This window comes from Henriciella mobilis, from assembly GCF_003576315.1.
Taxonomy (GTDB): domain Bacteria; phylum Pseudomonadota; class Alphaproteobacteria; order Caulobacterales; family Hyphomonadaceae; genus Henriciella; species Henriciella mobilis.
Genome location: NZ_QWFZ01000020.1, coordinates 380705 through 405900 on the forward strand (window position 1 = coordinate 380705; position 25196 = coordinate 405900).

Sequence of the window (25196 nt, forward strand, 5' to 3'; positions counted from 1 at the left end):
GTCTTTACCTTACCCACCCCAGCACACCCGGCGCGATACTGATGGTCAGCCCGCCCTTGCCGTCGAACTGGACGCTGCCCGCCTCAGAGGCAGTGAAAATGGGCTCGCGCGGTAAGCGCTGCGCCACATGCGCCGCAACCGCCCGGATGTCGAAGCTGCCCTCCAGAGAGACCGACGAGAAGTCATCGGCCTCGACCATCATGAGGCGCGGGGCCTCGCCTTGCGAGCACTGGGCTTCCAGCGCGTCCATCAGGAGCGCCGTCATGTCTTCGGGTTTCATGGTGTCCCTTTCGGGGCTAGACGAACACGCCTTCCGGCACGTCATCAGCATCGATTGCGCCGACCGATTCCAGTTCGCGCGCCGTCAGTTGCTTGCCGCGCTTCACCGCGGCATCAAGAAGACGGTTCAGTTCAGGCCGATCATTGACCATGATCGTAACGATCCCGTGCTCCGGAAATCGCTGGTTGTAGACATCGAGGCTGGTTGGCTGTGGCGGCTTGTCGAAAATGGACATCAGAGCGTTCCCCGTGCGGCCTTGGCGAACTCCGGCACAAAGCGCTCGATGATTTCGCTCCAGGCTGACCCATTCGGGCCACCCGTCAACGCGAACCAGTTTGCATACGCTTCAGCCATGTGCCCTTCGGTATATCCGTCCTTCAGCTTCCGGAACCGCGCATAGTACCCGGATCCATGACCATACCCATACCGCGTCCGCGACACCGACTCAAGCAGATCAGCGAAGAACAGCCACTCCTTGCCAAGCTCGCCCGCCGCTTTTTGTTCCAGCCATCCCGCAAGGTTCTTTGCATAGCGAAGATCGCCGCGCCGCATCAGCTCGATCAAATCGTCGGCCCACTCCTTTGTTGGCGTCAGCTTTGCCGCGGCATTGCGTGCAACCGCAGAAACCGTCATGAACTCGCCGGCGTCTGCGGCCATCTCTTGGCGCAACATCGCCTCGAAGTCCTTGCGAGCCGCACCCGTCAGTGATGCCGAACGAAAGTTGAGCAGACGTCCGCGCATATCGACGCTGTGGCCCAGCTCGTGCCGCATAACGGGAGCGCGAGCAGACGCCGGCATGTTCGCCGGCATGAAGATCGCGTGATCGCGCGGGCTGTAGTAGGCTCCGCCGCCCTTGGCATGGACGCGCGTCGGTAGCTTCTTGCGAACGGCCTTTTCAGCCCATTCCTCGGATTCCTTCAGGGTGCGCTCCAGCACCTCGTTGAACTCGTCGTCCAGCATCGGAGCGGTTGGCGGCCTTTGCTGTCCAGCGCTCGCCATCTCTGCGGCGTTCTGCTCCACATCGACAACCGGCTCGGACACGCATCCGCAATTCCCAACCCCGGCTGTTCCTGCTATGTACCAACCTGAAGCAGTTTGGAAATTGTAGACATGTCCCTCCCAAGCCCGACTGACGCAGACCTCGACCTTGCTATATCGAAGCTCGACGCCGGCGAAACTCTCAAGGCGATCGGCGCCATGGTCGGGTTCCATCCCGATTGCTTGTCCAAGCACCTCCACTCCAGGCGCGGATACAGGATCAGCACAGTCGGCCGCCGCGCGAACAACAGCATACAGTACGATGAGGCGGAAGCGATCCGGGCCTACCTTGCCGGCGAGTCCGTCAAATCTCTCAGCAATCGCCTTGGCCCCCAGCGAAAGACCATCACCGAAATGCTCAAGCGCAATGGCGTACCAATCCGAGGCGCTGCCGAGGCCGGGCGCATCGTCTGGGATAAGATGACGCCAGAAGAGCGCTTCAAGCAGACGGAGGCTGCGCACGCGGCTGTCACGGGCACTAAGAGACCAATGCGGCAGCGCCTTAAGCGCGCCCGCACGTTTGAGGCCAATGAGAGTCGCATGGGCATGTTCGAAGACACACTCCGAGACGCCCTGACTGATGCAGGCTGTGAGTTCACGCCGCAGGCCGCCGTCGGCGTCTACAACGTCGATATCCTCGTCGGCGGTAACGTCGCCGTGGAAGTCTCCCGGTCGAGCGTAACCCGTTACCGATCCAAGGAGGGTCTTGCCCGCTGCGAACACCTCGCCAATCGAGGGCTCTCGCTGTTCTACGTATGGGTCCAATGCATTGAGGCCGCAAACATCAGGTTGGACGATATAGTCGCCGACATTCAGCGCCTCAGCCGGCTTCCATCCGGTGCTCGTGAGAATCGGGTGGTTCGCTGTACAACTTACTCTTTCACCCGATTCCGTAACGAACTCGGTCAGATGGCCGCTGTGCCAACGGCGCCAGATTTTAAGTACATCGTCATGGATGCTGACTGGTTGCCCTGACGGGAAGCAGTAAATCGCAAATCCGGGCTCATCGCCCGCAGGCTGTCCGAGCTCATAGATGCGGCCCTCCCGGCGCTTGTGCTGCGGTCGAAACCGACGCTTGCCCGAGTGGCGCCAGCGATAGTGCTTCACGCCCGCCTCCCCCATGCGGATCCGGGTCAGCTCGCCGTTCAGCTTCTGCGCCTGGTCGACGGCGATCATGTTCGCGCGGCGGCGGGCAATGCCGATGCGTTCGGTCAGCTCCTTCGCGATCTTCTTCCGGGGCGTCCCCTCGGCAAAGCCGCGCCAGATCGTATCGGCGATTTCCTTCTTCGTCTTCGCGTCCACATCCTTGATGAGGTTGGCGATCTGGCTCTGGAAGGCCTTCACCCGGGCCGCGTTTTCCTTCCGGTCGATGAAGGGGAAGATATCGATCCCCGTCCCCGCCTTCACCGAGTCGGCCCAGCGCTGTTCGTGCCACTTCAGGGCGTCGCGCACCCAGCCGCGCACCTCTGCGTCGACCATGACTGTCGCGCCGGCTGCCTGCGCCTCGGCAATCCTTATCGCTTCGGCCAGGTCGTCGCTCTCATCGTCGCGGGTCAGCGTGGAGAGCGCCTGACCATAAGCCGGACGAATCCGGTCGATGACCTGCCGCTCCCATGCCTGCACCGGGCGAACCACGATGCGGTAGAGCGAGCGCTTCAGCGTGTCCGTGATCTCGATGCCGCGAAGCACCCGGTTCTTGCGGATGCCGTTCTGCCGGGCCAGCTCGGCGAGGTCGAAGCTCATGACCGTTTGATGAAACGTCCGCGGGCGTCTCGGGGTTGAGGCGAGCGGTCCTTCATCTGCTCAGGTGACCAGCCCGTGTCGATCTCCTCGAACACTTCCGGCCCCAGCTCGATCTTGCCGCGGTAGGGCTCGATGTCCTTCAGGTCGATGTCAGTGTCGTTCCACGAGATGGTGATGTGCGGCTGGTACTCTTCATGGTCCCAGCTCGCGCCCATATGCTTCATGTGCTCGTGACGCCAGCTGAGTTCGGATGCAGCGAACAGGAGCACGGTCGCATCGCCGAAGCGATCAACGAGGCGGGCACCGCCTGGCGCGATGGTGAGACCACCGTCTTCATCGCCCCAGGACTGCCCCATCTTGAGCCAATCCACCGGTGTCTTCGAATAGGTGATGGTGACGTGCAGCTCGCTGCCCGGCATCGGAGACTTGAAGCCTTGGTCCTTGGCCCAGCGGAGAATGTCTGCCGTGTTCAGCACCTTCCGGTACACATACAGGGTGCGCGGCGCCGCATCGGCAGCCTGCGTCGGGTCGTCTTCCGGGTCGAGATCGTCCGGCGCGTCCGGGTCCGGGTTGTTCGGGTCGCCGGCTTCGGGGTCGAACTCTTCGGTCTCTTCTCCGAACTCCTCGTAGGCGGCCTCGATGCCGGGGAAGCGGCCGCTTTCAATCAGCGCATTCTCGACGGCCTTGGCGAGGACGCCGGACGGGACAAGGCCCATGCTGGCATACTTGCCGAAGGTCTCGGAACGGCCCTTCTCGACCTCCATCTGTTCCTTCTCGTCAAGCTGATAGAGAGGATTCCAGAGCGCATGAACATCATCGTCACGCTGACCGGTCGCCGAGCGGATCAGCACCTCGTCCAGCCGGGAAAGCGCAGGTCCGACTGTCAGGGTCTGTTCTGCACGAATGCGGTCGTAATAGTTGCGGAGCGCGCTTTCACCGTCGCTGTTCAGCCCGCCGGGCGCCTGGCCGAGAAGGCGGGTTGCAGGGATGTCGGACACACCGGAGACGATCTGAAGGTATTCGCGGATGATCTCAGGCAGATTGGAGAAGCTGATCTGCTTCTGGTCGTGTTCTTCCTCTGCGTCGAGGATGATGCCGTTGATGATGGATTTGATGCTGTCGGAGGTCTGAAACCGCTTCACCAGGAGGTCGGAGTATTCCTTCGAGGCGATATTCTCGGACAGTCTGGGGATCTTGTAGATATCGACCTTCGCCTCGAGAACGAGGGAGGCGATGCCTGAAATGGCTGCGCTCGCATTCTGGAGCGACTCGTTGACCGACTGCAGAACACTGTCGCCCCAGCCGTGCGGGTTCATGTCTTCGTCGGGGTGTTCGTTTCCGAGAAAGCGGACAACGCGGGACGGGTGAACACGGTGGGATTTACCGGCAGTGGTCGTAAACTCGTACCAGACCGGCTCGCCGCACCATTCGTCTTCAGGATCGGTGCGAAGTTCACCGGCCGTCAGACGGTAACGATGCATGACGTGCGCCCAGCGCAGCGCATCCTTGCCAACACGCTCCGCAGTAAGCGGCTCGGTCGGATCGTCAGCACCCACACCAAGCACGAGACCGGCGCCGCCGTAGAGGCGCGCGAGGTTCTGAGCCTTCTTGACCTTGGCTCGCAAATTGAGCCGGCCTTCCTCTTTTTCGATGGCTTCGATCTGGTCTTTCTCTGCCTGCCAGGCGCGCCACTCACGCACCATGTCGAAAGCCGGCGCATCGATTACCTTTCGAGACAGCCCATCGCCACGATAGGCGTTTGAGAGCTGCTCACGGGTGAGTTCCTCGAATCTCCAGCTATTGGAGGAGCTCTTGTCGCGCGTACCGCCGAGGCCCGCGAGGACGTTGACCAGCTGATCGCCGATGAAGGAAAAAGCGCCCATCAGAAATTCGCCAGATTATAGCTGGAGCCGGACACCAGCTCAGAGAAAGCCCGCGATGCCGCGTCGACCTGGTCCTTCCACTTCCCGACCGGGAATGTGGTGATCTCATCCAGAAAAGCTGCGTTCCAGTCGCCTTCAACGAGTTTCACGTTACCGACCTCCGCTTGTGCTGCGAGCGGCTGGGCTCGCGTTTCCTTGTCGCCGCTCTCGGTCGAGGCGGTGTAGCTGTAGCCAGCAAGTTGCTTGATCAGGTATTGGGCCTGCGCCTTGCCGGATTGGCCGGGGTCTTGCGGGATAGAACCCTTAACTGATCGGCCATCCTGAGAGGCCGTGTTCACGAGAAGGCGCTCGACCGCCGCCGGCGCGCCTTGAATGCGCTTCACGTCCGCGATGATGTATTCGCCATCCGGCGAGCGCCCCATGAGCAGACCCGCCGTCCAGGCCGAGTCCTTGTCTTCGGACGCGGCCAAGTCCCAGGCGCGCACCCACTTGCACTTTGCCGGCGGGGCCTGAATGACCTGAAACCATTCCCGCTTGAACATGCCGCCGCCGCGTGGCGCGGGCCTCTGCTGGAGCTGACCGGCTGCGCCATAGCTGCCGAGCGTGATTTCAAGCTCCCTGACCTGCGCCTCGGGAAAGCGCTCGGGAAACATCAGCTCCCCATCCCTCTGTCTCGGATCCTGCCAGCCGAGTGATGTCACGCATCGCCGGTCGGCCTCGAAGCGCATCGGCACGCAGAGGTGCGTATAGGGCAGCCCCATATCGAGGATGACCCCAGAGGTATCCTTCTCGCTGAGCCGCTGCATGATGACCACGATGGCCGAGCGCTCGTTATTGATCCGGGTCGGCAGTGTCTCAGTGAACGTCAGCCGCGCGTTCTCCAGCTCAGCATCCGAGTTCGCATCATCGGCACTGATCGGATCATCGAGGATAACCCGGTCTCCACGAGAGCCGGTCATTGACGTGAAGGCCATCGCCTCCCGGAATCCGGTGCGATCGTTCTCGAATTTCGTCTTCGTGTTCTGGTCATCGACCAGCGGCATCGGCCATAGCGACTGAAACCATGGCGACTGGATCAGCCGCCGGCACTTCATGTTGTCGCGCACGGCTAGCGCCTGGGCATGGGCCGTCCCGATAAAGCGGTTCGCGGCCAGCCCCTTCGGTCCCCATTCCCATGCTGGCCATATTACCGCCGTGAGCATAGACTTCATCGAACCCGGCGGCACATTCATGAGCAGGCGCTTAATATCGCCTGCCGTCACGGCTTCCAGATGCTCGCAGATCGCATCCAGCACCCAGCCCCATTTCAGTTCGGCTGAGGGCTCCAGGACCGACCAGGCCCGCTTCGCGAAATTGGCCAGAGACCGGGAGCAATATTCCCGCTCGATGCAGCGCCAGTCCTCACTCGTCAGATTCAGTTCTGCGAGCGGCAAGGAGAGCCTCCATCACGTCAGTGGGCAGCTTGCTGGGATCAATGGTGGTCGTGCCATCCACCCTGCCAGAGTGCTCGAGCTGGCGACGGTTCGTGTAGGCGTCGCCCATTTCCTTGGCGGCCTGCTCATGCAGCGAGGCAGCGAGGACCATGTTGCCCTGCTTCTCGGCCTTTTCCGCCATCCTCTGGAGCGCGCGGAGCCGAACTGCACGGTGGCTAATGCCGATTGAGGATGTGTCTTCGAGGAAGGTCTTTCGGGTCTCCTCAAAGAGCGCCTTCCACTTCTTCGCAACCGCGGCCCCCGCCTTTTTCGTGGGGTCATATGTCTCGACATGCTGGCGGGTGATGTCCTGGCCGAACTCATCCTTGACAGCCTTTGCCACAACGGACGGGCTGTCGAAGCAGGCGAGCGCCTGAACGATAAAGGTCTTCTCAGCCTCAGAGAGTTTCGACTTGGCTGCCATGGGTTGTCTACAATCTGTCTATAGGCTCACGCCACCTGTCGAAGGCAGACCCCACATGCATGAGCAATACTTGCGCGGCCGATCTCCGGCCCTTTCTTCGCGGCATCGATGAACGCCTGCGCGTGGGCAGGTTCGGCACCGTAGCGGCGAACGATCGATGTGAACTCTTCCACGTCATGGCCCCGGATCGCGAACTTCGGGCGTCCCGTGGACTTGCTGAACTTGGGCGCGCCAAAGGCATCCCGCTCCTGTGCGGCGTGAAGCAGCTCGTGCTCTACAAGCGCGCACCATTCCACATCTGAGCAGGTCGCCGCGTATCCGGCGTCGAAGGTGAGAATGAAGTCAGGGATGCCCCCGAACCATTGTTCGATCTGGACCTCGGCTCTCGCCTTTGCCCATTTCCCCATGGCGCGGGGTGCGCCGGTCTCGCACTGAGCGAGGATGATGCGGCCGTGCCGGCCATTCGGGACATTGGTCCAGAGCGCGCCGATTAGCGCATGGTTCAGGTGTTGGTGCTCGGGGTTGTGGAGCGTGGCGCTGTCTTCGATAAAGGTCTCGCGTGCCCACTGAACAAGATCGGGCGCCGGAACGAACTGCTGCGTAACGTGATCAGCGAGAAGGCTTTCGGGTGGGCTGGGTCTATGGGTCATGATGCATCACCGCCCGGCGTACAGACGCTCTCGGCACGCGGGCATACAGGAGGAGGATGTCGGCCGGCTCTGGGTCCGGGCGGTGAAGGGGGTCTGCGGGCCGGGCGTCACTCCGGCTCTAGCGACCTATTGAACACGGGATGCGCCCGAGACACAGCGTGCCGCCAGCCTGGCTTGGCCTGCGCTTCCACTTTCAGCGCCGCCGCAGATACGAAAAGCGCCCGGCAAGCTCTGGGCTTCGGGCGCACTCTTCAAATCTGAATTTCTGCAGGTTCTCTATCTGTTCGGAGAGTATGTCAAGGGGGTGGGGCTAGAGGTTGTGGATAGCGGTTCAGGCTGACCGAGATATTGTGATGCGCTGCCAGATACGTCCGAGTTCGACATAAAGCGTGCGGCGCAGCCTCCTGAGCGCCATTCGCAATTCTCGGCGGCCGCTTTCAACATCCACAAGCTCGTCTAACCACTCTTCGCGCGCAGTGGCCCAATCCTCTTTCATGATGAAGCCGGCGAGGTTTCCTTGAGCGAGCACTTTCATGGCATAGCCGTGAGGAGGCGGGACTGGATGCGGGTCATTAGAAGCGAAACTCTCCCCCGTTCTTTTTCTGCAGAACATGGTATGCCGCGTCATAGGCATTCATGGTCCATGACGTTTCCGCCAGCTGCACCGCGTAAAGTCGGCTCCACGGGTCGAGCATGTTCATCAAACTGACGGCATCAAGGTACCAATCTGGATATTTGGGCGGGAGCCCAGACAGAGCGAGCGCGGCCTTGATCTTTGGTTCGACCCCTTCGAGGCGGGATCGGACACGAGCTCTCGTCCCTTCTACAGGAGTGTGTATCGCTTTCAGAGTCGGGTTGTCGCTCATCACAATCTCCAAAGCCTGATCAGCGCATCCAACCCGATCCTGAGCCTGCCGACCTCATGCCCTCTTGGGGGCTGGTTGTCGATGCACACGCGCTCGATCACGCGGCGAACGTCAGATCCGGCATCATACACGCATTGCCGCGCCTTCCGCCACTCGAAAGCGGCGCGACCATCATCGGCCGGCAGGGTTGCGACTGAGCTTCCGCGGTCAATCCATTCTGAGAGACGAGGCGACTTCGCCTCCGGTGTCACACCCGCCGCCCTGAGCGCACGAAGACGCGCCGTCGCATACCGCCGCCCGGCCTCTGCCTGCTTCTGTGTGAGAACCTGGCTGACGGGCGATGCGAGATGGTCCAGCACGCAGTCTGTCTCACCAGCGGCGTTCTTGCCGCCAAGCAGGGCCTTCCTCCGCGCTTCGAGCTCCGGCGTCGGGCCGACTCGCTCATCATGGCGGTGGACGCTGCCGTTCGGATAGCGCTTTGCCTTGAGGTTACGCTTGCGTCCTGCTCTCTTGGCCAATGAGGGCCTCCGTGAAATGGCTAGGGTGGTCAATTAGCGTCCCCTTTGGTCTTCGGCGCTGGCGGCTTCTCACGCTCGCTGAATGGAAGCTGCTCCCGCTCCCACCTGACTTTGCGGAGGTATGAATCCCCGTCGGCCGCATCCCGCGCCAGCGCCGAACAGGCGAGGGTGTGCCCGCCGTTCGGGCGACCGCAATAGCTGCAATAAGTGTCGGTCATGGTGTCGGTGGCCTCCATGGAGTCAGCGGCGTTGAATACGCCAGCATGAGAGTGTGGCGCGGCTGGCCATCCTGAGCCGTGCCGAAGCACCAGAGCGTGTCGTGGCCAGCATCCTGTGCGATATGAACGACACGTCTCCAGCGTTGCCGCAGCGGCCTTGGCAGCTTGGCCAGCGGCCCCCATGCCGGGACGACCAGATCGGCCTCCTTGAATATCGAGTAGAGGTATTCGTCGGCGTATGGCCCTATCGGGTCAGCTGCATCCCTGAGTTCCCGAACGTCAGTCGCGCAGAGCTGAAACTTATTGGGCTTTATGATCCGCCCCCAGCCGAGACGCTGGCCAAAGCCAATGTCCTTGCGGATCGTGGCATCGTTCTTTTCAGCGTCGGCTGTCGATGGATTGACGCCCGGTACGGCAACGACGGGGCCGGTGTCGGCGACCTTTCTGTCGAGGCGGTGACGATAAAGACCGCACGGCGAGAAGACAGCCGACGACCCTGTTTCGGCAAATGCGAAGGCCCCTTGATCGCTCATTCCGCCTCCACCGGCTCAAGCCGTTTCACTGTCAGGGATTTGAGGGCGGAGAGGGCCGCAGGGTCGGGGGAAAGCTTCTGGAGCTTGCGGAAGCGCTCGCCAAAAAACGGAGCATCATCGCGAAACATCACGAGGCGATGGTCTGGAGCATGAACGTCGTCCAGCCAAACCGCTTCATCCATAAGCTTCCTGACCGTATAAACGGCCCCTACCGTCAGGAAAGCAGCCGCATAGTGATCATCTCGCGCACCGTCAGACATGCGCCCAACCTCAACGCACTGCACACGATCTCCGAGATCGAACATCAAAACCTCCCTGTCTTCGATTGAGCTTTCCCGCCTGGCCACCGGCCAGTTCCCGGCAGAGGCGCAGTTGAGCTTTTATGCTCGTCGCAGAGCTGACCCTTGCAGGTCTTGCCGCAACGGCGAACGGTTCCGTTTCGTGGGACGAGGTAGACGCAGTGACGCTGCGTTGTGGGTGCTTGCGGTCTTGATGGCGCTTCTGCCTCTTCCAGCCTGGCGCGAATGGCATCGACGCCAAACTCGTTGATGAGTTGGATGTCGGAGCAGAGAGCGGCCAAGGAAATATCGACCGCCGCAGCGATCTCCTTACGGCTCATGTGTGCCTTTCGCATCCGGTCGACCGACAGGAGCCGGCGAAGGCGCGGCGCCCGCGTGCGGTCGAGAGCCGAACCGGAGCAGTGGAAGCCCTGAGTCGTCATGATGCCAGCCCCACAGCTTCAAGGCGGTCTCCGATGGCTTCATCAACCGGCTGGCAGAAAATGGCGTCGGGGTATCTCTCCTTCGCCGTTTCCTGTGCATGCATGATGGTGGTGTGATCCTTCATCCGGAATATCTTGGCGATGCGCGGATAGCTCATCTCCGGATACTTCCAGCGGATGTAGGCCATGCACCACTGGCGCGGCCAGACGTTGTAGCGGGCCTTGCAGCGGTCGAGGACGCGGGCTTTCGTGATCGGCTCGGCTGCTATCGCGCCAGAGGCGTTTGGCTTGCTGAAGTATCTCGACGCCGCATCGAGGGCCTCGGATAGCAGACGGTCTTTCGGGGTCTGGGGAATGTCGATGGCCATCAGATTTCCCCCAGCGCGATCATGTAGGTTTCGAGCAGGCTCTCCTGCTCCTGGCGCTCGTCGCGGTCCTGCTTCCGAAGCTTCACCACGGATCGCAGCGTCTTCGTGCAGTAGCCCATCGCCTTTGCCTCGGCGTAGACGTCCTTGATCTGGTCGGCGATCTCGGCCTTCTCGTTATTCAACCGTTCGATGCGTTCAATGGTCAGACGCAGCTTTTCGCGGGCCACGTCCGAGAGCATCCCGGACTCGGCTGGTGTGAACATGTTTCCGTCAGGCATTGGTCTGTCCTCCTGTCAGTAGCGCAATGAAAATGGCGGTGTAGGCGAGCCAGATCAGAACGGCCGGCCAGTCGATGCGGCGGGTCATGCGTGCGCTCCATTTCCGAGCGCGGCCTCGACGGCGAGACGCTTCATCTCGATCAGCTCGGCGTGCGTCGTCGCCTTGGCGAGCACCTGGCCGGGCTTCGGCGCAAACTCGCGATCAGAGCGCAGGAAGTGCTCATAGGCAGCAAACAGGCTGGCGAGCGGGACATCGAGGAACAGGCGAATCCAGTCCTGCACCACGGACTTGTCCGAAGCCGATGTGTCGGACCAGATGCGCAGCAGGCGGGTCACGACCTCAGCGATCTGACGCGGCGAGCCGGGTGAACTGAGACTGGTCAAGGTCGATAACGCGGCCTCCGCCTCGGCTCTCGAAATGTTGAGGACCGTCATCTTCCTCGCGGTATTGCCCTCCCATGAGAGCTTCGAACTCGTCAGCGACCTCGTCAAAAGCTTGATCTCTCTCGGCATGTCTGCGAGCGCTGGCGGTGCTGGCCGGGCGTTGGGATGAGCGAGCACCTGGCCGGTGTTCGACTTCTGGCGCTCCGGAGAGGCGGGCGTCCCGGTTTCGGATGATTGCGTCATGGCAGTAGCTCCAGTTCGTGATTTTCTGGCCACGCTTGGCGAGCGTGGCGGCGCATTGCTGAATTGCGGGGATGACATCGAGGTCGAGATCGGCCGGGTTTTCCGGCGCGTTAACGAGGTTTCTGATCGAGATTGGCGAGATCGTGCCGGGACCGAGATCGGCTTCGGTCAGACCAGCGGCTTTCAGGCAGGCGTCCCTGATCGCGTCAGCCGGAACAGCCTCGCGCGCGGACTCAACACTACTCTTACTCTGGTCTCTGGCTTCTGGTTTCTGGGTCTTATCCGCTTGGTTATCCAAAGGCGGATTTTCCGTTTGTTTTCTGAGGGCTGGGTTGCCGCCCTTCTTGCCGTTTTCTCGCAGTTTTCTCCGACGATTCTCGTCTTTTTCCATTCGACGCGAGAAGATGACGCCATTCTTGCGGACCGAATAAACGTCAGCCTCAAGCAGTTCCTGGAGCCAAGCCGTGACCATCTCGACCGGCTCACCGACTTGGCGAGCGAGCTGCGCAGGCTTCAGCGGCACGCCAGCAACACGAAGCTCGCCATAGGGCTCTGCCTCGTGCATCAGGCAGATCATCTCCATCCAGAGACCGCGAGCCGCCATAGAGACGAGCCGCAGCTTCGGATCAGACCTCCAGTCCGATGGATAGAACTTCATCCACGGATTGCTCACGCAGCCTCCTCGGCGCGTTCAGCGCCAGTGTTGGGTTTCGCCTTGAATGTCGGGATGATGGCCGCCAGGACGGCCTGCACGTCATCGACAGAGCGCACGATGTGGTAGACGCCGCCTGCACGCTCGAAGTCGGCCTGCCATGCTTTCTGCTCCGGCGACTGGCGCCCGTTCCGGGTCTTGGTCTCCATGGCGATCGCCCGGCCCGCCCAGAGAACGAGAATGTCAGCGACACCCGCCTTCACGCCTTCCTTCTTCAGCCGGATAGCCGAGAGCGGGACTTTCTTGCCTCTGACGGTGACGGTCTTGCCGCCGCGCTTCTCGCCGTTCGGGACAGCGAAGAAGGTAGCGTCAGCCGGGAGCGCCCAGTCGAGCAGGGTGACGATGGCGCATTGGATCTGGTGTTCTTCGTGGTTGTGGCTCAAAACACCGCCCTCCCGATCATCACGATCAGCGAAGACGTGAAAAGGGCAGACAGGGCTATCAGAGCGAAGCCGGTACGGCGGGCTGATTTCACGGTCATGACACCTCCTTAAGCGGGGTCGGGGCGTGTTGATTTTCGGGGAGGTCGAGAAGCTGACTGCCCCACTGATCGGCCATCGCATTGGCAATGCCCTCAAAGGTGCGAGAGCGGATTTTCCAGCGATCAGGGCCGGGCGGGGCGCGATGAACGGCAGACCATGCCTTGTGCGCGTCAGTGCCCGTCTTTGGTGGCGTCAACCGATCGGTCGGGTTCAGCGGGTCGACTCCGCGCAGATAGAGCCCGGTCGCCTTGAAGGCCGGATCACCGAACCACCACGGCTGCACGGTCTGAGCCGGCGGCGCGTAATTGCGGATCAACGCCTTGGCGTGCTTGTGCATGACGGGGTTCTCGACAGCCACGCGGGGGCAGTCGGCATTCCAGACAGCGGAGAATAGATCAGCGCCCTCTTCCAGCTCGGCCCACATCTCGGCGCGGGTCCGGCCGGGCGGCGGGGTATGCAGCCAGCGCACCCCGGAATTGCAAAGCCGCGTGCACGGCGGGTGAAAGACCGCGATCAGATCCCAGCCATCATCCAGCACGTCGCGGATGTCGCCGGTGATATGGCGGTTGCTCCGATCCTCTGCCGGCAGCAGGTCACACGACCAGGCATCGTGTCCACGCGCAGCAAAGGCGCGGCGGACAACGCCGGAGAACTCGCAGCCGATCAGAACGCGCCCCATCAGCCCTGCCCCCTCTGTTCAGTTTTCTTCTGCCCGCCCGGCTTCCGGCGTGTCTTTCGCTCGATAGCCTTTGCGGCTTTTTCAGCGCGCTTGGAGAGGGGGCGGAGATTGTCGGAGGTCATGCGGCGTCCCTCCCCTGCTCTGCCTTCGAGACAACGGCCTCTCCGGCCGCAGTCAGCTGATAGACGTGCGCTGGATTGCCCCGGCGTGTGAGCGCGGTGCGTGGGCCTTTCTCGGCCAGTCCGAGCGTCACAAGCTCCGACAGGCGCGGGCTCACATAATCGGCGTCCAGGCTCAGACCCTTGGCCACGTCCTCAGCGCCGTGTGCGCCGTTCGAGGCCAGCCAGCGGACAATGCGCATGCGGTCCCGGCCTGCCTTGCTTTTCAGTTGAGCGGCCATGTCGGAAGATGCACCGCCGCCCTTCGAGCCGACTTCGCCGCGATAAGGCCCGCCAGCTTTCGACGCATCAGATTTGATGCGTTCACAGCAGCCCTCACAAATCGTGCGAAAACTGGTCAGGCGCGGATCTCGCTTCTTGCGAACATCGAAATACGGCCACGATTGATGGCATTCAGGACATGTGAAGCTATCGCTCATCTTTCAGCATCTCCTTTGCTTTGGCCATCAGGCGCTCGGTGCTGCGGCGGATACGGTCGGAGACGCGGAGCTTTCGCTCAGCCCTCCAGATCATCGCTGAAGCCAGCCAGCGCCTGGCGAACGAGGGCGAGCTCTCTCTCGGCTGCTGCGGCAGCGGCTTTCTGGGTTTCAACCTGGGCCTCCAGTTCAGCGATGCGGCCAGCGGCTTCGGCGGGCTCGTAAGCCCGGTCGAGAAGCGACTTGAAGCCCGCGCGGATCAGCTGAAGCTTGTGTTTGTTGGACGGCAGCTGGCCCTGGCGCCAGCCGCTCACGGTGCGTGTGTCGACCACCACATGACGGGCCTGCAGGTCTGCCGCCTGCACTTCGCCCGAAGGCCACCGGGCGGCCTGAAACCGTGCCCAGCGGCGCGAAATGATATCGGCCAGCAAAGTGTCGCCGATTTCGGAATTGGAATGCATCGTCGTCTCCATCAGATTGACCTCCGTGGAGACGAGGCAGACAAAACGGAGCCGCCATGACGACAGATGCGAGAGCCCGAACCGCCTATAGCGAGGGGCTGGCTCTCATCGAGAAAGGCATTCAGAAGCTGCGCATCGGGGTGGAAATCGAGCGCACGCTTCAGGACAAGAGCGAGCCGGCCGCTGCGGGGACATGCAGCGACCGGCTCTCGCGCAACAACAGGCCGGGTGGGGACGAGCCCATGTGCGCGAATGGAAACTAGGCCGGGATGAACGCCATTGAGCGGGGTATGGAACGCAGCCCCTTGCTGGTCCGCTATGTCATGGCGAACGGGTTTACCTGTGCTTTCCCGGCAGCACTCAGGCGGGAGGTTTCCAGCGGGGCATTTCATGCAAAGCGCCTCCACACATCCAGCGCCAGCCGGACAGGCCAGAACGCCGCGCAGGCGATGATGAAAGCGAGGACCATCAGGGCGGACACGATGGAGTCGTCGGTCCCCTGAAAGCTGATCTGCCGGGCCGTCATGTCGATGAGGCCGATGGCAAGATAGAGGAGGATGAAAACCGTCATGGCTGCACCGCCTCGGGCGCGCCCTGCTCTTCCAGATAGATTTCTATGCGCTTGACCGTGTCACGCCGCAGGTCGCGGCCATCGCGCAGGTCAAAGACAAAATTCGGATCACTCAGCGCCGCGACCCCAAACGCCGTCGGGGTCTGGCCACTGGCCGCCAGATGCGCCTCTATGCGCGATAGGATGGGGTGCGTGTCTGCCATATCGAATAGGATGAATAATCCTATTGATAGGATAGGACAACCCCTATTCGCATTTTTTCGCGAGCCCGGCGATTAGGGGGCATGGCCGATATGAAATTGTCCCCCGCCCGACAGCTGCTCGTGGACCGTGCTGCAGAAGCAGATACCACGCTGAAGGAGCTCTCCCTGAAGCTGGGCAGAAACCACGCTTACCTGCAGCAGTTCGTGATGCGAGGCTCGCCGCGGGTTCTTCCGGAAGATGTCCGGGAAAAACTGGCAGACAGTCTGGGCGGAGCGCCCGGCGACTATAGGGATGGTGGCGTGCCCTCGATTGCGCCGCGAACGAATACCGAAGACGATTTTCTGACAGTGCCGATCTATGACCTGCGGGCCTCGGCCGGCGCAGGCGCCTTTGCCGAGGATGGCGAGCCTGTCGGGTACCAGCCCTATCGGGTTCAGCAACTAAGGAGGCTCACGCGATCCGATACGGAATCGCTGGCCGTGATAACGGTCGGCGGCGATTCGATGTGGGAGACGCTGCACGATGGTGACCAGGTGCTCGTGGATAGATCGGTCAACCGGATCGTGCGTGATGGGATCTACATCCTTGCTTTCGAGGATGAGCTACTGGTCAAGCGCTGTCAGCGCGACCTGGAAACCAAGGAAGTGATCGTGAAGTCAGACAACCCGGTTTATGACACGTTCAGGATATCGTCAGCTGACAAGCTCAATGTGCTCGGCCGCGTGATCTGGATCGGAAGGGCTCTCGGATGAGGGCGTTTGGCATCTTTGCGACATTGGCTTCAGCCGCCGCATTTTTTGTCGGGGCGATGATGTACTTCGCGATGGACCGGCCAACGAAGACTGACTTGGTCCTCCTGGAGAGCGCCCAGTCATTGCTCGATCTGTGCGAGTCCGGAAGAGCTTTGGATCGATATACGAACACGACCACCTATTGCACGAAAGAGCGCATTGATCTTGAGCGCCGCCGCGATGAACTCCCCTCTCCGGATCCAGCTCTTGTAATGACGGGCCTGGCGCTCATGAGCGCAGCACCATTTTTCTTTCTTGTGGGCTGCATCTTCCTGGCCGCTGGCAATCTGCAAAAAACGGTCTTGAGTCGGCTGGATGGAAAATTCGCCGAAAAATAGGGAAATAAGAAAATTCCTATTTCCTATTGACGGATAGGATTATTCCTATCATAACGGTCTCAACCCAACAGGGAGAGACCGATGCCCAAGCACGAATCCGAAAAGCACGCCGAGAGCTACACCGACCCTCGGCAGGCATGGAGCGAAGCGCCCGACCAGAACGCTTCCTATGAGGCCTGTCAGGAATGGATGCGCCGGAGTGACTGGCTGCATTCGCGCACGAACGACAAGCTCTTCCATGCGGCCCGCTGGGGTGTCGCACAGACCCGCAACAAGCGCTTCACCGAGCGCGAGCATGAGCTTCGCGGTGAGGCGCTTCGGGCGGGCATCTACTGGATGGAGACGCCGGAAGGCTTCCGCGTGAACCCGAACTGGAAGGTCGAGCTTGCGGCCCTCACACAAGGGGAGGCAGCGTAGATGGCCACCCTCGTCAAACTCTCCGAGCGAGCCGACCAGTTGCGTCAAGCACAAGAGACGTTCGCTGACTCCTTCGCAGACCTGCTTTTTCTGGCCGGTGTACCGACTTCGCAGGAGTCGCATCTGGTCGAGGCGGTCTGCAAGGCCATCGATCGCCACGAACCAGAAGACGCCATTCAGCAAGCGCTGTGGAGAGGTATCTCGCATGTGCACGACGGGCGCGGCGAAGACCGCGACACCTGCCTGCGCTGCGGATGTAATTTTCGGCATGAAATCCACCGGAGGTCCGCATGAGCATCGCCGTCACCCTCACCGCCCGCGACGTGGTTCGCAGCTCTTTCGTCCACCGCGAGGACATCATCCTCCGCGACCAGCGCGAGCACCTCGAAACCCTTCGCAACCGTTGCCAGGGCATGATGGGCTACATCGCCGCAAATGGGCTGACCGATGGCGTGCTCAACCGGGCCTGCATGGCCGGGGCGCTGATCGCGACCGATGCGATCCGGCTCCTGCCTCGTGAATGGTCGAACCCCTTCCTGATCCTGATGGCCCTGCCGCGCCCCATCTCGGAATACGAAGACCACTTCGCGCTGCGCCGCTACTTCGACCGCGCCTTCAATGACACCGCGAAGTTCCTCGACGGGGACGATCCGGAAGGGGTGCCGGCATGAGCAAACCACCAGTTTTCTACACCACGTTCGACCGGCTCTCGCGTTTGTCCGACGGCACGAAGTCTGCGCATGAAAAGATGGTCGCCGCTGGAAAGGCTTTTGATCAAGCGACTCAAGAGTTCATCCGCGCAGTCGTCAATACGCCCGAGTTCTCAATCATGAAGGTTATGTCGCCGGATGGTTACGACTCTCACAAGAACTTCGATGTCGGTCGTCAACGCCTGACCTTCACGGCGCACGAGTTTGCGCAGATCGGAGGACAGCTGTCGCTTCGGGTCGACCGCGAGGCATCCGAGACTACCCGGCCCGTTAGCCTCGACAGCAAGACGCTCAACCTCCTGCTGTCCGGAAAAGTTTTGTCCGAGGACGAAAAGCGACAGCTTTTGGTTCAGCAAGGCCTTGGGTTCCTCAGTGAAGAGGGGGCAACCCAATGACTTTCAACCTCTCCACCGCTCTCGCCAGCCCCGCCCGCACCCGCTGTGCCCGTAACGGCATCGGGGCCGTCGAAAGGCTCTACCGCTTCGCCAAGGGCGCCGGTCTGTCCGACGCCACCATCCGCCGGATTGAATGGGGCCGCAGGGAACTCGCCGCCGCTCATGGGCGGCAGGAAGTCATCACACTGGAGGAAATCGATGCCCGATAGCGCGAAACCCGTCCTGATCGACAAGCCGGGGATCTACGACCTCGACATGGACACCTATCACAGCCAGTGCTGTGACGGCCCATCCATCTCGTCCGGCGGTCTCCGCAAGATCGAGAACGAAAGCCCAGCCCACTTCTGGTGTCAGGCTACGGGCCTCAATCCCGAAGCGATCGAGCAGCCCCGCAAGGCGGCGTTCGAGTTCGGCAAGGCCGTGCATGCGCTTCTCTTCGACGACCAGGAGGAAATCTCCCGGCTCGCGATCTCGCCCTTTGAGAGCTTCCGCACGAATGATGCGAAGGCATGGCGAGAGGAACAATGGGCCGAAGGCCGCACCATCATCACCGAGGACGACTTCGCCGCCATCAAGTCCATGCACGATGCCTTAGCAGCAGAGTCCGGTGTGCCCGAGTTGCTGACCGCCGGTGAGCCTGAAAAGTCGATGATCTGGAAGGACGCCGAGACAGGCATCTGGCTGAAGTCGAGACCCGACCGCATCCCGACAGATGGGGTGCTGGCTGATCTCAAGACCTGTGCCAGTGCAGACCCGCACATCCTCAACGGCGACATCATCAAGCGCGGCTATCACATGCAGCTCGCGCTCGCCGCCGACGCCCTGAAAATCCTGACCGGTCAGGATGTCACCGATGCCTGGCTCGTCTTTGTCGAGAAGACCGCACCCTTTGCCGTGACCACCGTCCGGCTGGGCGACGAGCTCATGGACATGGGCAAGCGCCAGTGCCGGCGCGCGCTCCGCAAGTTCGCGGACTGCCTGAAAGAGAATGACTGGCCCGCATACGTCGAGGGGCCGATCACGCTCCACGGGCCGAAGTGGTTCACAGAGAAATGCAACAAGGAACTGGAGGCCAACCTGCTATGAGCAACGCCAATCTTGAACCCGTGGATCGCGTCAGCGAGCAATCCAACTCGCTTGCCCTCTCCAATATGGGCGGCGGCTTCCTGCCTGCCCCCGCGACCGTTCGCGAAGCAATTGAGTTCGCGCAGTGCATGGCCAAGGCGGGCCCGCTCGTTGGCGCTGCGTTTCGCGGCCAGCCGGGCGCTTGTCTCGCCATCTACATGCAGGCCGGGCGGCTGGGCATGGACCCCTTCGCACTCTCGACGAAGGCCTATCTCGTCAACGGCAATATCGCCTATGAGGCGCAAGCCGTCGCGGCGATGGTCTATTCCTCGCCTGTGCTCGTCGGTCGCCTGCGGTTTGAATACCGGGGCGAAGGCGATGACCGTATGATCATCGTCACCGGGCGGATTAAGGATGATCCAGTGCCCGCCGTCTATGAGAGCCCGCCGCTTCGCGTGATGCGCGAAGGCGGCAAGTCCCCTCTCTGGAAAAAAGACCCTGATCAGCAGATGGCCTATTACGGCACCCGCGCTTGGGCCCGCCGTCATACGCCTGATGTTCTCATGGGCGTCTACTCCGTCGATGAGGCCGAAGAGATCGGCATGCGGAATGTGACCCCGCAGGACGGCGCTGGTGATCGGCTCAAGATGAACCTCGCCAAGTTCGAAGAGGACCGGAACGCTGGCCGCAAGGGCCTGACCATGCCGGACCCGGAAAAGGTCCAGGATGGGGAGGTCGAGGAGCCGATCGAGCCGGAGCCCGACGCTTACGCGGATTTCGATGATATCGAGGCCGCCCTCGTCGGCGCACAAACCGAAATCGAGGTCAGCGCCATCCGCGAGGCCGCTCTTGCCTGCTCATGGCTGGACGATGCGCGCCACGGCACGCTGCAGAAGCTCGTCGCCAACCGTTTCGATGAACTTGAAGCCGAGAAGGAGGCCGTGTGATGGCCGATACAGCAACGATTGGACACAACTCCGCCGCCGTTGGCGAAATGCTGGCCGAGGATCCAGCCCTCATCTTCCGCGACCCGTCCATGCTGGATGCGCTTGTGAGGGAGATTGAGGGAGAGATCGAGGCCCGCGAAATCGACACCGAGACGGACAAAGGCCGCAAGGCTATTGCCTCGCTCGCCTATTCCATCGCACGCCGCAAGGCTGCGCTCGACGACGCCGGCAAGGCGCTGAACGAAGATCACCGGAAAGCCATTAACGCCGTGGACGCGGTGCGCCGCGATCTCCGAGATCGGCTCGACAGCCTCAAGACCACAGCCCGCAAGCCGCTCGACGAATGGGAAGCGGCAGAAGAAAAGCGGAAAATGGCCATCGACCGGGCGCGCTCGATCTTCCGTGGTGCGCTTGGTCACTTCGACACTATCGAAGCGGTCGAGCGGATGCGCGAACAGGTCCAATCCCTGATTGTGACCGAGGAAGTCTTCGGTGTGCAGTACGAAACTGCCGCAGCGGAACAGAAGCGAGCGCTTGAATCTCTGAATGAACAGGACGCCCGGATCGATCGAGAGATCAACGAGCGGGCTGAGCTCGAAAAGCTCCGAGCCGAGAAAGAAGAGCGCGAGCGCGCCGAGCGGGAGAAGGCTAAGAAGGAAGCCGCCGAGAAGGCCGAAGCCGAGCGCATAGAGTGCGAGCGGAAGAAGGCAGCGGACGAAGCCGCCGAGGCCGAACGCCGGAAGCACGAAGCCGCCCTAGAAGAGGAGCGCCGGAAGTCGGAGGCCGCACAGGCTGAACTCGACCGGCAGAAGCGCGAACGTGAACAGGAGGCCGCTGCCAAGGCCAAGCGCGAAGCTGACCAGGCTCACCGCTCGAAGATCATGACCGCCGCGAAGGAAGCCATCATGGAGCATGGCGGCATCGGCGAAGACCGGGCGAAGAAGATCGTCCTGGCCATCGTCGCAGGCTCCGTCCCGAACGTGGAGGTGCGCTTCTGATGTTCCTTTTCTTCGACACCGAAACCACTGGTCTCCCGAACTCTCGCCTGCCGATCGATCACAAGGACCAACCGCACATTGTGCAGCTTGCGGCCCTTCTCTGCGATGCCGAGCAACGCACACTCGCAAGCTTTTCCTTGATCGTGAATCCCGGCGTTCCGATCCCGAAACAGGCATCTGATGTCCACGGTATCACCGACGAAATGGCCCGCACTTATGGTATCTCGCCCAAGCTAGCCGTCGACCTGTTCAAGCAGCTCTATCAGCGCGCCAACATGCTCGTCGCTCACAACATCAAGTTCGACGTTGCCCTGATCTCCACGGCCATCGCTCGCACCATGGGCGGGGTCCGCAAGCTGGAGAAGCCGCAATACTGCACGATGGAGACGGCAACCCCCATCGTAAACCTGCCGCCGACTGAGCGAATGATTGCGGCGGGCTTCAACAAGCCGAAGCCGCCCCGGCTGGAAGAGTGCATGAAGTACTTCTTCGATGAAGACCTGGAGGGCGCCCACGACGCCATGATCGACGTCGCAGCCTGCCAGGTTCTGTTCTTTCACCTGCGGTCACTCGAAACCAAGAAGGTCGAGGCGTGATGACCGACAAGGATCACGCCCTCCAACGCCTATCGCGGGCGCTGAAGAATTGCGAGGCGTCTGGCGACTTCGATCAGGAGGAGTTAGACCACCTCAACGGGGTCTTCAGCATCATCTCCGAGCGGGTGCCGACCCACTATTTTGACGGGTTCGAGAACTTTCGGCCCGTCCGCCCCCCCCCAACCTCAAAGGAATAGGTGACGCATGAGCGCTGACCTCTACCAAGGTATCGACCTGTTCGCTGATGGCGTCCGCGCTCTCGGGCCGCGGCCAAGAGACGAAGACGACACCACCACCGCCCTCAATCGCCGGACGCGCCACGAAGACTGGCCGCGCTGTATGGCCGCGCTCAAGCGAGGATGCGTCTTCCTTCGCCACGGCAAGATCGACAAGTGGGTCGCCCACGAGGACGATGACACCGCCGGGATGATGGACCGCACCATGGTGACGAACCTTCTCAGGGCGAACATCCTCGAAGCTTGCTGCCCTGCCGGAACGAATGATCGCGTCCAGCTTCACCCCCAATACATCGGAGCGTCCTCATGACCGCCCGCACCGTCACAGACACCGACAAGCATGTGAGCCGCCAGATCCGAGCGGCCCGCAAGTCTCGCAGCCTGACCATGCAGGACATTGCCGACAGGCTCGGCTGCTCCTACCAGCAGGTCCACAAATACGAGCGCGGCGTAAACCGCGTCTCCGCCGGGACTCTCTTCGAGATATCCGAAATCCTCGACGTGCCCGTCGCCAGGTTCTTTCCAGTGAAGGATGGGGAGGTGCTGGCAGGATGACGCCTCAAGCTTTTCCCCTCGCATGGCCATCATTCCGGCCTCGCACGCACTGGAGCGACCGCCGGCGCGGCGACTTCACCTATGCCAAGAAGCGGATCAAAATTCCTGAAGCAGCCGAACGGCTGGAGGTTGAGGTCGAGCGGCTGGGCGGGACGAATCTCGTCATCAGCACGAACATCAAGCCGACGATCACGGGACGGCCTGCCGCCAATCAAGGCGAGCCGGATGATCCGGGTGTCGCGATCTACTTCACCATGGGCGCGGACCCGATCACGCTCGCCTGCGACACCTACGAGAGTGTTGCGCAGAACCTCGCCGGGTTGGCTCAGCATATCGAAGCCACGCGCCGCATCGAGCGCTACGGCGTCCAGAGTGCGAAGGAGACCTTACAGGCGTTCTCCGCTCTGCCGCCGCCAAAGTCGGATCATTGGCGTGATGTTCTGGGCTTCGAGGCTGGCGAGCCCGTCTCCGCAGAGTCGGTCAAGTCGCAGTATCGGGCGCTCGCGCGAAAGGCTCACCCCGACGCGGGGGGCTCAACCGAGAAGATGGAGCGTCTGAACCGCGCCCGTGACGAAGCTCTGAGGGAGTTTTCGTGAGCAGTCGCCAACCTTCCCGCCCCCAGATCGTGTCCGCCGCCTGTAAGGAGATCATCTCCGCAGGCATGCGCCCGGTCATGCGCTGCCGCTCAGACGGTTCGATCGAGGTCGAGGCCCTGCCTATGGACAGCGCGCCCCTTCCTGCGCTTGATGCGGGATCAAGAAAAGCGGGAAATCTGATCGAGGGGGCCTTCGGTGGCAAACAGGCGAACGGATATGGAGCCGATTGAATACACCCGCGTAAAGAACGGAGTGCGCTACTGGGAACCGTCGAAGAAGCTGCGCGCCCTTGGCTTCAAGGCGAAGCACTGGCCGGAATCGGCGGAAGGCCGCGAGAAAGCACGCCAGGAGACCGCCAAGGCAAAGAAGGCTGTGGAGACCCGCGAGGCCCCGCCGACCTATGTGGCAGGCTCTCTCGCGCACTTCTGGCACCATTTCCGCGCGCGGCTATGGGAACGGGTCGAGCACGGCGAAATCAAGCCACGAACCGCCATGGAGTACGACACGGCCTGGCTACGGATCGAGCCCCGCTTCGGCGATACCACCATCACCGATATCGGCCCTGATGATGTGACCGATTTCAAGCGCGAACTCGACCGCGACTTCAGCCCCAGCACCCGCCGCCGGGCCATCGCCAAGCTGCGGGAGATCCTTCAGGATGCGGTGCGCCGGAAGGTCATTCCCGTGGACCCGACAAGCCATATCCGGAACACCGCGCCGAAGGGTCGAAAGGCCTTCTTCTCACCAGATGAGATCGCCGCACAGGTCGAGAGTGCGAAACTTCTCGGCATGGACGGCATGGCGCTGTGTATCAGGCTCATGTATGAGACAGCCCGCTCTCCTGTGGACGCGCGCCTGCTCAACTCTGCTGCGCTGCGCATGTCGCCCGACGGGCCATACATCGACCGCTCACGAGAGAAGACCGGCGTCGACGGCTTCCAGGCGATTAGCCAGAGCCTTTACGATGACATCCTCGCCTATATCGATGGGCTGGGTGTAAGCCTGCATCCGGACGCCCCCATCTTCCGCCGGCATGCTTCGAAGAACGCCCGCCGCCGCAAGGCCGAGCCATGGAAGTCTCCGACCGATTTCTCAACCGACTTCGCGGAGGTGCGCAAACATGCGCTCGGACCCGAGGATACCCGGAAAGCAATGGACATCCGCAGGACGGCCAACCTCGAGGCCGCTCTCGGCGGCGCCAGCCCGGAAGACCGCGCCGCGCTCCTGGCCAACAGTCTCGACCGCAACCAGACCCTCGACGCGATCTATACCCCGCCGACGCTTGAAGCAGCCCGCAGAGCGAACCGCGCACGCGCGACTGGTCGAAGCCTGATAGCGTCATCGCTCAGTCGAAATGCTGTTGTTTAGCTTTTCACTCTGGTGAGCTGGCGATTGTTGGCTCAACAAGGGCGAATAGCAAAGAATGAGCTATTATCCAGAGCGATCCGAGCGAGACTATTTCCACGACGAAGAACGCAAACAGGTAAATGCCCTTCTCCTCTTGGGCAGCTCGCTGTTCATAGATATCCGTCTGAGGAAGGTACGTTGCCAAAGACATGAAGCCCCAGACCGACGTAAAGACTAAAGCAAATATTGGCGACGGCAGGCCAAGCCATTGGTGTGCTACCTCGGAGCCGGTTCCACTCTCGATCAATGGGAAAGAGGCGAGGTGTATCGACGCCAGATACATTCCGGTCACAGCTGCAACAAATCCGAAGACTGGCAAGATGCACACGCCAGCAAAAGCGCTGCTCTTGTACACGTTGCTGCCCCACCACCCCAGCAGGAAGCAAACCGCCACGTACAAGAGCACCCACGTCACAATGCCGGACTTGCCTCTGGCAGTAGGCTCAATCGACCCAGTGTCAGAACCCATCACATTCAGAATTTCTGGGTTGTGCGTAAATAGCGCCAACACCGCCGCGATCGCTCCCAGCGTAGTGACCGGATTCTGAGTGAACTCTCTCTTCGCGGATTCCCAGATTTTTTTCATTGCGCGCGGCTGTTGACTTGACTGATCCTGACTGAAGTCAAGGTAGAACGATTCGGGACGAGATGTCCCCAAACAGAGGCGGAGGGGAGATATAACCAGAACGGTTTGACGGAAAGCATCCGTCACAAAGCGGTTTGGCGACGGAAAGTGGCACGCGAGAAACAAGCCAAATCGCCCGCCAGCACTACACATCCGGCATGTGAGTTGTTTGCCAATTGTAAAGGTTTTCGTAACCT

39 protein-coding genes and 1 pseudogene are annotated in these 25196 nt (G+C 61.5%); 17 read left to right on the top strand and 23 right to left on the bottom strand.

Features of this window, described 5'->3' with window-relative positions:
- Positions 1–4: 4 nt before the first annotated feature.
- The 20 genes from D1227_RS12760 to D1227_RS12865 form a co-directional block, all read right to left on the bottom strand.
- Positions 5–280: a hypothetical protein gene (locus D1227_RS12760; protein WP_119404257.1), complete on the bottom strand. Its 276-nt coding sequence runs from the start codon at positions 278–280 to the stop codon at positions 5–7.
- A 16-nt stretch (positions 281–296) separates the two neighbouring features.
- A complete protein-coding gene (locus tag D1227_RS12765) occupies positions 297–515 on the bottom strand; it encodes a hypothetical protein (protein ID WP_119404256.1) in 219 nt (72 codons plus the stop codon).
- Entirely contained in the window at positions 515–3061 is a 2547-nt protein-coding gene (locus D1227_RS12770; RefSeq protein WP_119404255.1) for a minor capsid protein, read from the bottom strand. The genes D1227_RS12765 and D1227_RS12770 overlap by 1 nt, the downstream gene beginning before the upstream one ends.
- Complete coding sequence (locus D1227_RS12775) at positions 3058–4944, bottom strand: anti-CBASS protein Acb1 family protein (protein WP_119404254.1); 1887 nt, start codon at positions 4942–4944, stop codon at positions 3058–3060. The genes D1227_RS12770 and D1227_RS12775 overlap by 4 nt, the downstream gene beginning before the upstream one ends.
- The gene (gene terL / locus D1227_RS12780; RefSeq protein WP_233349777.1) at positions 4944–6377 is read right to left on the bottom strand and encodes a phage terminase large subunit; all 1434 of its coding nucleotides are present in this window, start codon (positions 6375–6377) and stop codon (positions 4944–4946) included. The genes D1227_RS12775 and terL overlap by 1 nt, the downstream gene beginning before the upstream one ends.
- Positions 6346–6840 carry a DUF2280 domain-containing protein gene (locus D1227_RS12785; protein WP_119404253.1) on the bottom strand — a complete coding sequence of 165 codons (495 nt, stop codon included), beginning with the start codon at positions 6838–6840 and terminating at the stop codon, positions 6346–6348. Before D1227_RS12785 ends, terL begins: the two co-directional genes overlap by 32 nt.
- 26 nt (positions 6841–6866) lie before the next feature.
- Entirely contained in the window at positions 6867–7490 is a 624-nt protein-coding gene (locus D1227_RS12790; RefSeq protein ID WP_119404252.1) for a putative metallopeptidase, read from the bottom strand.
- 331 nt (positions 7491–7821) lie between these two features.
- A complete protein-coding gene (locus D1227_RS12795) occupies positions 7822–8025 on the bottom strand; it encodes a hypothetical protein (RefSeq protein WP_119404251.1) in 204 nt (67 codons plus the stop codon).
- Between the two features lie 37 nt (positions 8026–8062).
- Positions 8063–8356: a hypothetical protein gene (locus tag D1227_RS12800; RefSeq protein WP_119404250.1), complete on the bottom strand. Its 294-nt coding sequence runs from the start codon at positions 8354–8356 to the stop codon at positions 8063–8065.
- A complete protein-coding gene (locus tag D1227_RS12805) occupies positions 8356–8874 on the bottom strand; it encodes a hypothetical protein (protein ID WP_119404249.1) in 519 nt (172 codons plus the stop codon). The genes D1227_RS12800 and D1227_RS12805 overlap by 1 nt, the downstream gene beginning before the upstream one ends.
- Positions 8875–9088: 214 nt before the next feature.
- A complete protein-coding gene (locus tag D1227_RS12815) occupies positions 9089–9625 on the bottom strand; it encodes a DUF1643 domain-containing protein (protein WP_119404247.1) in 537 nt (178 codons plus the stop codon).
- Positions 9622–9930, bottom strand: coding sequence for a hypothetical protein (locus tag D1227_RS12820; protein WP_119404246.1), 309 nt, complete (start codon positions 9928–9930; stop codon positions 9622–9624). Before D1227_RS12820 ends, D1227_RS12815 begins: the two co-directional genes overlap by 4 nt.
- Positions 9931–10342: 412 nt before the next feature.
- Positions 10343–10714: a helix-turn-helix domain-containing protein gene (locus D1227_RS12830; RefSeq protein ID WP_119404244.1), complete on the bottom strand. Its 372-nt coding sequence runs from the start codon at positions 10712–10714 to the stop codon at positions 10343–10345.
- Entirely contained in the window at positions 10714–10992 is a 279-nt protein-coding gene (locus D1227_RS12835; RefSeq protein ID WP_267896853.1) for a DUF2312 domain-containing protein, read from the bottom strand. The genes D1227_RS12830 and D1227_RS12835 overlap by 1 nt, the downstream gene beginning before the upstream one ends.
- A gap of 84 nt (positions 10993–11076) precedes the next feature.
- Positions 11077–11376 carry a hypothetical protein gene (locus tag D1227_RS12840; RefSeq protein ID WP_147373271.1) on the bottom strand — a complete coding sequence of 100 codons (300 nt, stop codon included), beginning with the start codon at positions 11374–11376 and terminating at the stop codon, positions 11077–11079.
- Positions 11333–12292, bottom strand: a complete 960-nt coding sequence (locus tag D1227_RS12845) for a hypothetical protein (protein ID WP_147373270.1) — start codon at positions 12290–12292, stop codon at positions 11333–11335. Before D1227_RS12845 ends, D1227_RS12840 begins: the two co-directional genes overlap by 44 nt.
- Positions 12289–12714 carry a VRR-NUC domain-containing protein gene (locus tag D1227_RS12850; protein ID WP_119404241.1) on the bottom strand — a complete coding sequence of 142 codons (426 nt, stop codon included), beginning with the start codon at positions 12712–12714 and terminating at the stop codon, positions 12289–12291. Before D1227_RS12850 ends, D1227_RS12845 begins: the two co-directional genes overlap by 4 nt.
- A gap of 94 nt (positions 12715–12808) precedes the next feature.
- Positions 12809–13492, bottom strand: coding sequence for a hypothetical protein (locus D1227_RS12855; RefSeq protein WP_119404240.1), 684 nt, complete (start codon positions 13490–13492; stop codon positions 12809–12811).
- Positions 13493–13610: 118 nt separating this feature from the next.
- On the bottom strand, positions 13611–14090 hold the full coding sequence (locus D1227_RS12860) for a helix-turn-helix domain-containing protein (protein WP_119404239.1): 480 nt from the start codon (positions 14088–14090) through the stop codon (positions 13611–13613).
- Positions 14091–14167: 77 nt separating this feature from the next.
- Entirely contained in the window at positions 14168–14560 is a 393-nt protein-coding gene (locus D1227_RS12865; protein WP_119404238.1) for a hypothetical protein, read from the bottom strand.
- A gap of 44 nt (positions 14561–14604) precedes the next feature.
- Here D1227_RS12865 and D1227_RS12870 point away from each other — a divergent pair, with 44 nt between their 5' ends.
- On the top strand, positions 14605–14811 hold the full coding sequence (locus D1227_RS12870) for a hypothetical protein (RefSeq protein ID WP_119404237.1): 207 nt from the start codon (positions 14605–14607) through the stop codon (positions 14809–14811).
- Between the two features lie 125 nt (positions 14812–14936).
- Here the strand turns inward: D1227_RS12870 and D1227_RS12875 are convergent, their stop codons facing one another.
- Positions 14937–15119, bottom strand: coding sequence for a hypothetical protein (locus D1227_RS12875; protein WP_119404236.1), 183 nt, complete (start codon positions 15117–15119; stop codon positions 14937–14939).
- The gene (locus D1227_RS12880; protein ID WP_119404235.1) at positions 15116–15322 is read right to left on the bottom strand and encodes a hypothetical protein; all 207 of its coding nucleotides are present in this window, start codon (positions 15320–15322) and stop codon (positions 15116–15118) included. The genes D1227_RS12875 and D1227_RS12880 overlap by 4 nt, the downstream gene beginning before the upstream one ends.
- Before the next feature lie 90 nt (positions 15323–15412).
- On the opposite strand from D1227_RS12880, the gene D1227_RS12885 reads away from it, so the two are divergent.
- The 16 genes from D1227_RS12885 (at position 15413) to D1227_RS12965 (ending at position 24335) form a co-directional block, all read left to right on the top strand.
- Complete coding sequence (locus D1227_RS12885; RefSeq protein WP_158586585.1) at positions 15413–16075, top strand: S24 family peptidase; 663 nt, start codon at positions 15413–15415, stop codon at positions 16073–16075.
- Entirely contained in the window at positions 16072–16452 is a 381-nt protein-coding gene (locus D1227_RS12890) for a hypothetical protein (RefSeq protein WP_119404233.1), read from the top strand. Before D1227_RS12885 ends, D1227_RS12890 begins: the two co-directional genes overlap by 4 nt.
- 81 nt (positions 16453–16533) lie before the next feature.
- The gene (locus D1227_RS12895) at positions 16534–16869 is read left to right on the top strand and encodes a hypothetical protein (RefSeq protein ID WP_119404232.1); all 336 of its coding nucleotides are present in this window, start codon (positions 16534–16536) and stop codon (positions 16867–16869) included.
- Positions 16870–17163 carry a hypothetical protein gene (locus D1227_RS12900; protein ID WP_119404231.1) on the top strand — a complete coding sequence of 98 codons (294 nt, stop codon included), beginning with the start codon at positions 16870–16872 and terminating at the stop codon, positions 17161–17163.
- A complete protein-coding gene (locus tag D1227_RS12905; RefSeq protein ID WP_119404230.1) occupies positions 17160–17540 on the top strand; it encodes a hypothetical protein in 381 nt (126 codons plus the stop codon). The genes D1227_RS12900 and D1227_RS12905 overlap by 4 nt, the downstream gene beginning before the upstream one ends.
- Positions 17537–17974 (top strand): hypothetical protein, encoded by a 438-nt coding sequence (locus D1227_RS12910; RefSeq protein ID WP_119404229.1) that lies wholly within the window; start codon positions 17537–17539, stop codon positions 17972–17974. The genes D1227_RS12905 and D1227_RS12910 overlap by 4 nt, the downstream gene beginning before the upstream one ends.
- A complete protein-coding gene (locus D1227_RS12915) occupies positions 17971–18183 on the top strand; it encodes a hypothetical protein (RefSeq protein WP_119404228.1) in 213 nt (70 codons plus the stop codon). Before D1227_RS12910 ends, D1227_RS12915 begins: the two co-directional genes overlap by 4 nt.
- Positions 18173–19060 (top strand): PD-(D/E)XK nuclease-like domain-containing protein, encoded by an 888-nt coding sequence (locus D1227_RS12920; RefSeq protein ID WP_158586584.1) that lies wholly within the window; start codon positions 18173–18175, stop codon positions 19058–19060. The genes D1227_RS12915 and D1227_RS12920 overlap by 11 nt, the downstream gene beginning before the upstream one ends.
- Entirely contained in the window at positions 19057–19986 is a 930-nt protein-coding gene (locus tag D1227_RS12925) for a recombinase RecT (RefSeq protein ID WP_158586583.1), read from the top strand. The genes D1227_RS12920 and D1227_RS12925 overlap by 4 nt, the downstream gene beginning before the upstream one ends.
- Positions 19986–20984, top strand: coding sequence for a coiled-coil domain-containing protein (locus tag D1227_RS12930; RefSeq protein WP_119404225.1), 999 nt, complete (start codon positions 19986–19988; stop codon positions 20982–20984). The genes D1227_RS12925 and D1227_RS12930 overlap by 1 nt, the downstream gene beginning before the upstream one ends.
- Positions 20984–21580: a 3'-5' exonuclease gene (locus tag D1227_RS12935; RefSeq protein WP_119404224.1), complete on the top strand. Its 597-nt coding sequence runs from the start codon at positions 20984–20986 to the stop codon at positions 21578–21580. Before D1227_RS12930 ends, D1227_RS12935 begins: the two co-directional genes overlap by 1 nt.
- On the top strand, positions 21580–21777 hold the full coding sequence (locus D1227_RS12940) for a hypothetical protein (protein ID WP_119404223.1): 198 nt from the start codon (positions 21580–21582) through the stop codon (positions 21775–21777). The genes D1227_RS12935 and D1227_RS12940 overlap by 1 nt, the downstream gene beginning before the upstream one ends.
- 7 nt (positions 21778–21784) lie before the next feature.
- The gene (locus D1227_RS12945) at positions 21785–22126 is read left to right on the top strand and encodes a hypothetical protein (RefSeq protein ID WP_119404222.1); all 342 of its coding nucleotides are present in this window, start codon (positions 21785–21787) and stop codon (positions 22124–22126) included.
- The gene (locus tag D1227_RS12950; RefSeq protein WP_119404221.1) at positions 22123–22371 is read left to right on the top strand and encodes a helix-turn-helix domain-containing protein; all 249 of its coding nucleotides are present in this window, start codon (positions 22123–22125) and stop codon (positions 22369–22371) included. The genes D1227_RS12945 and D1227_RS12950 overlap by 4 nt, the downstream gene beginning before the upstream one ends.
- Positions 22368–22967 (top strand): J domain-containing protein, encoded by a 600-nt coding sequence (locus tag D1227_RS12955; RefSeq protein WP_119404220.1) that lies wholly within the window; start codon positions 22368–22370, stop codon positions 22965–22967. The genes D1227_RS12950 and D1227_RS12955 overlap by 4 nt, the downstream gene beginning before the upstream one ends.
- A gap of 216 nt (positions 22968–23183) precedes the next feature.
- Entirely contained in the window at positions 23184–24335 is a 1152-nt protein-coding gene (locus D1227_RS12965) for a hypothetical protein (RefSeq protein WP_119404218.1), read from the top strand.
- Positions 24336–24339: 4 nt separating this feature from the next.
- Here D1227_RS12965 and D1227_RS12970 read toward each other — a convergent pair.
- A pseudogene (locus D1227_RS12970) lies at positions 24340–25196 on the bottom strand (hypothetical protein); the annotation flags it as partial.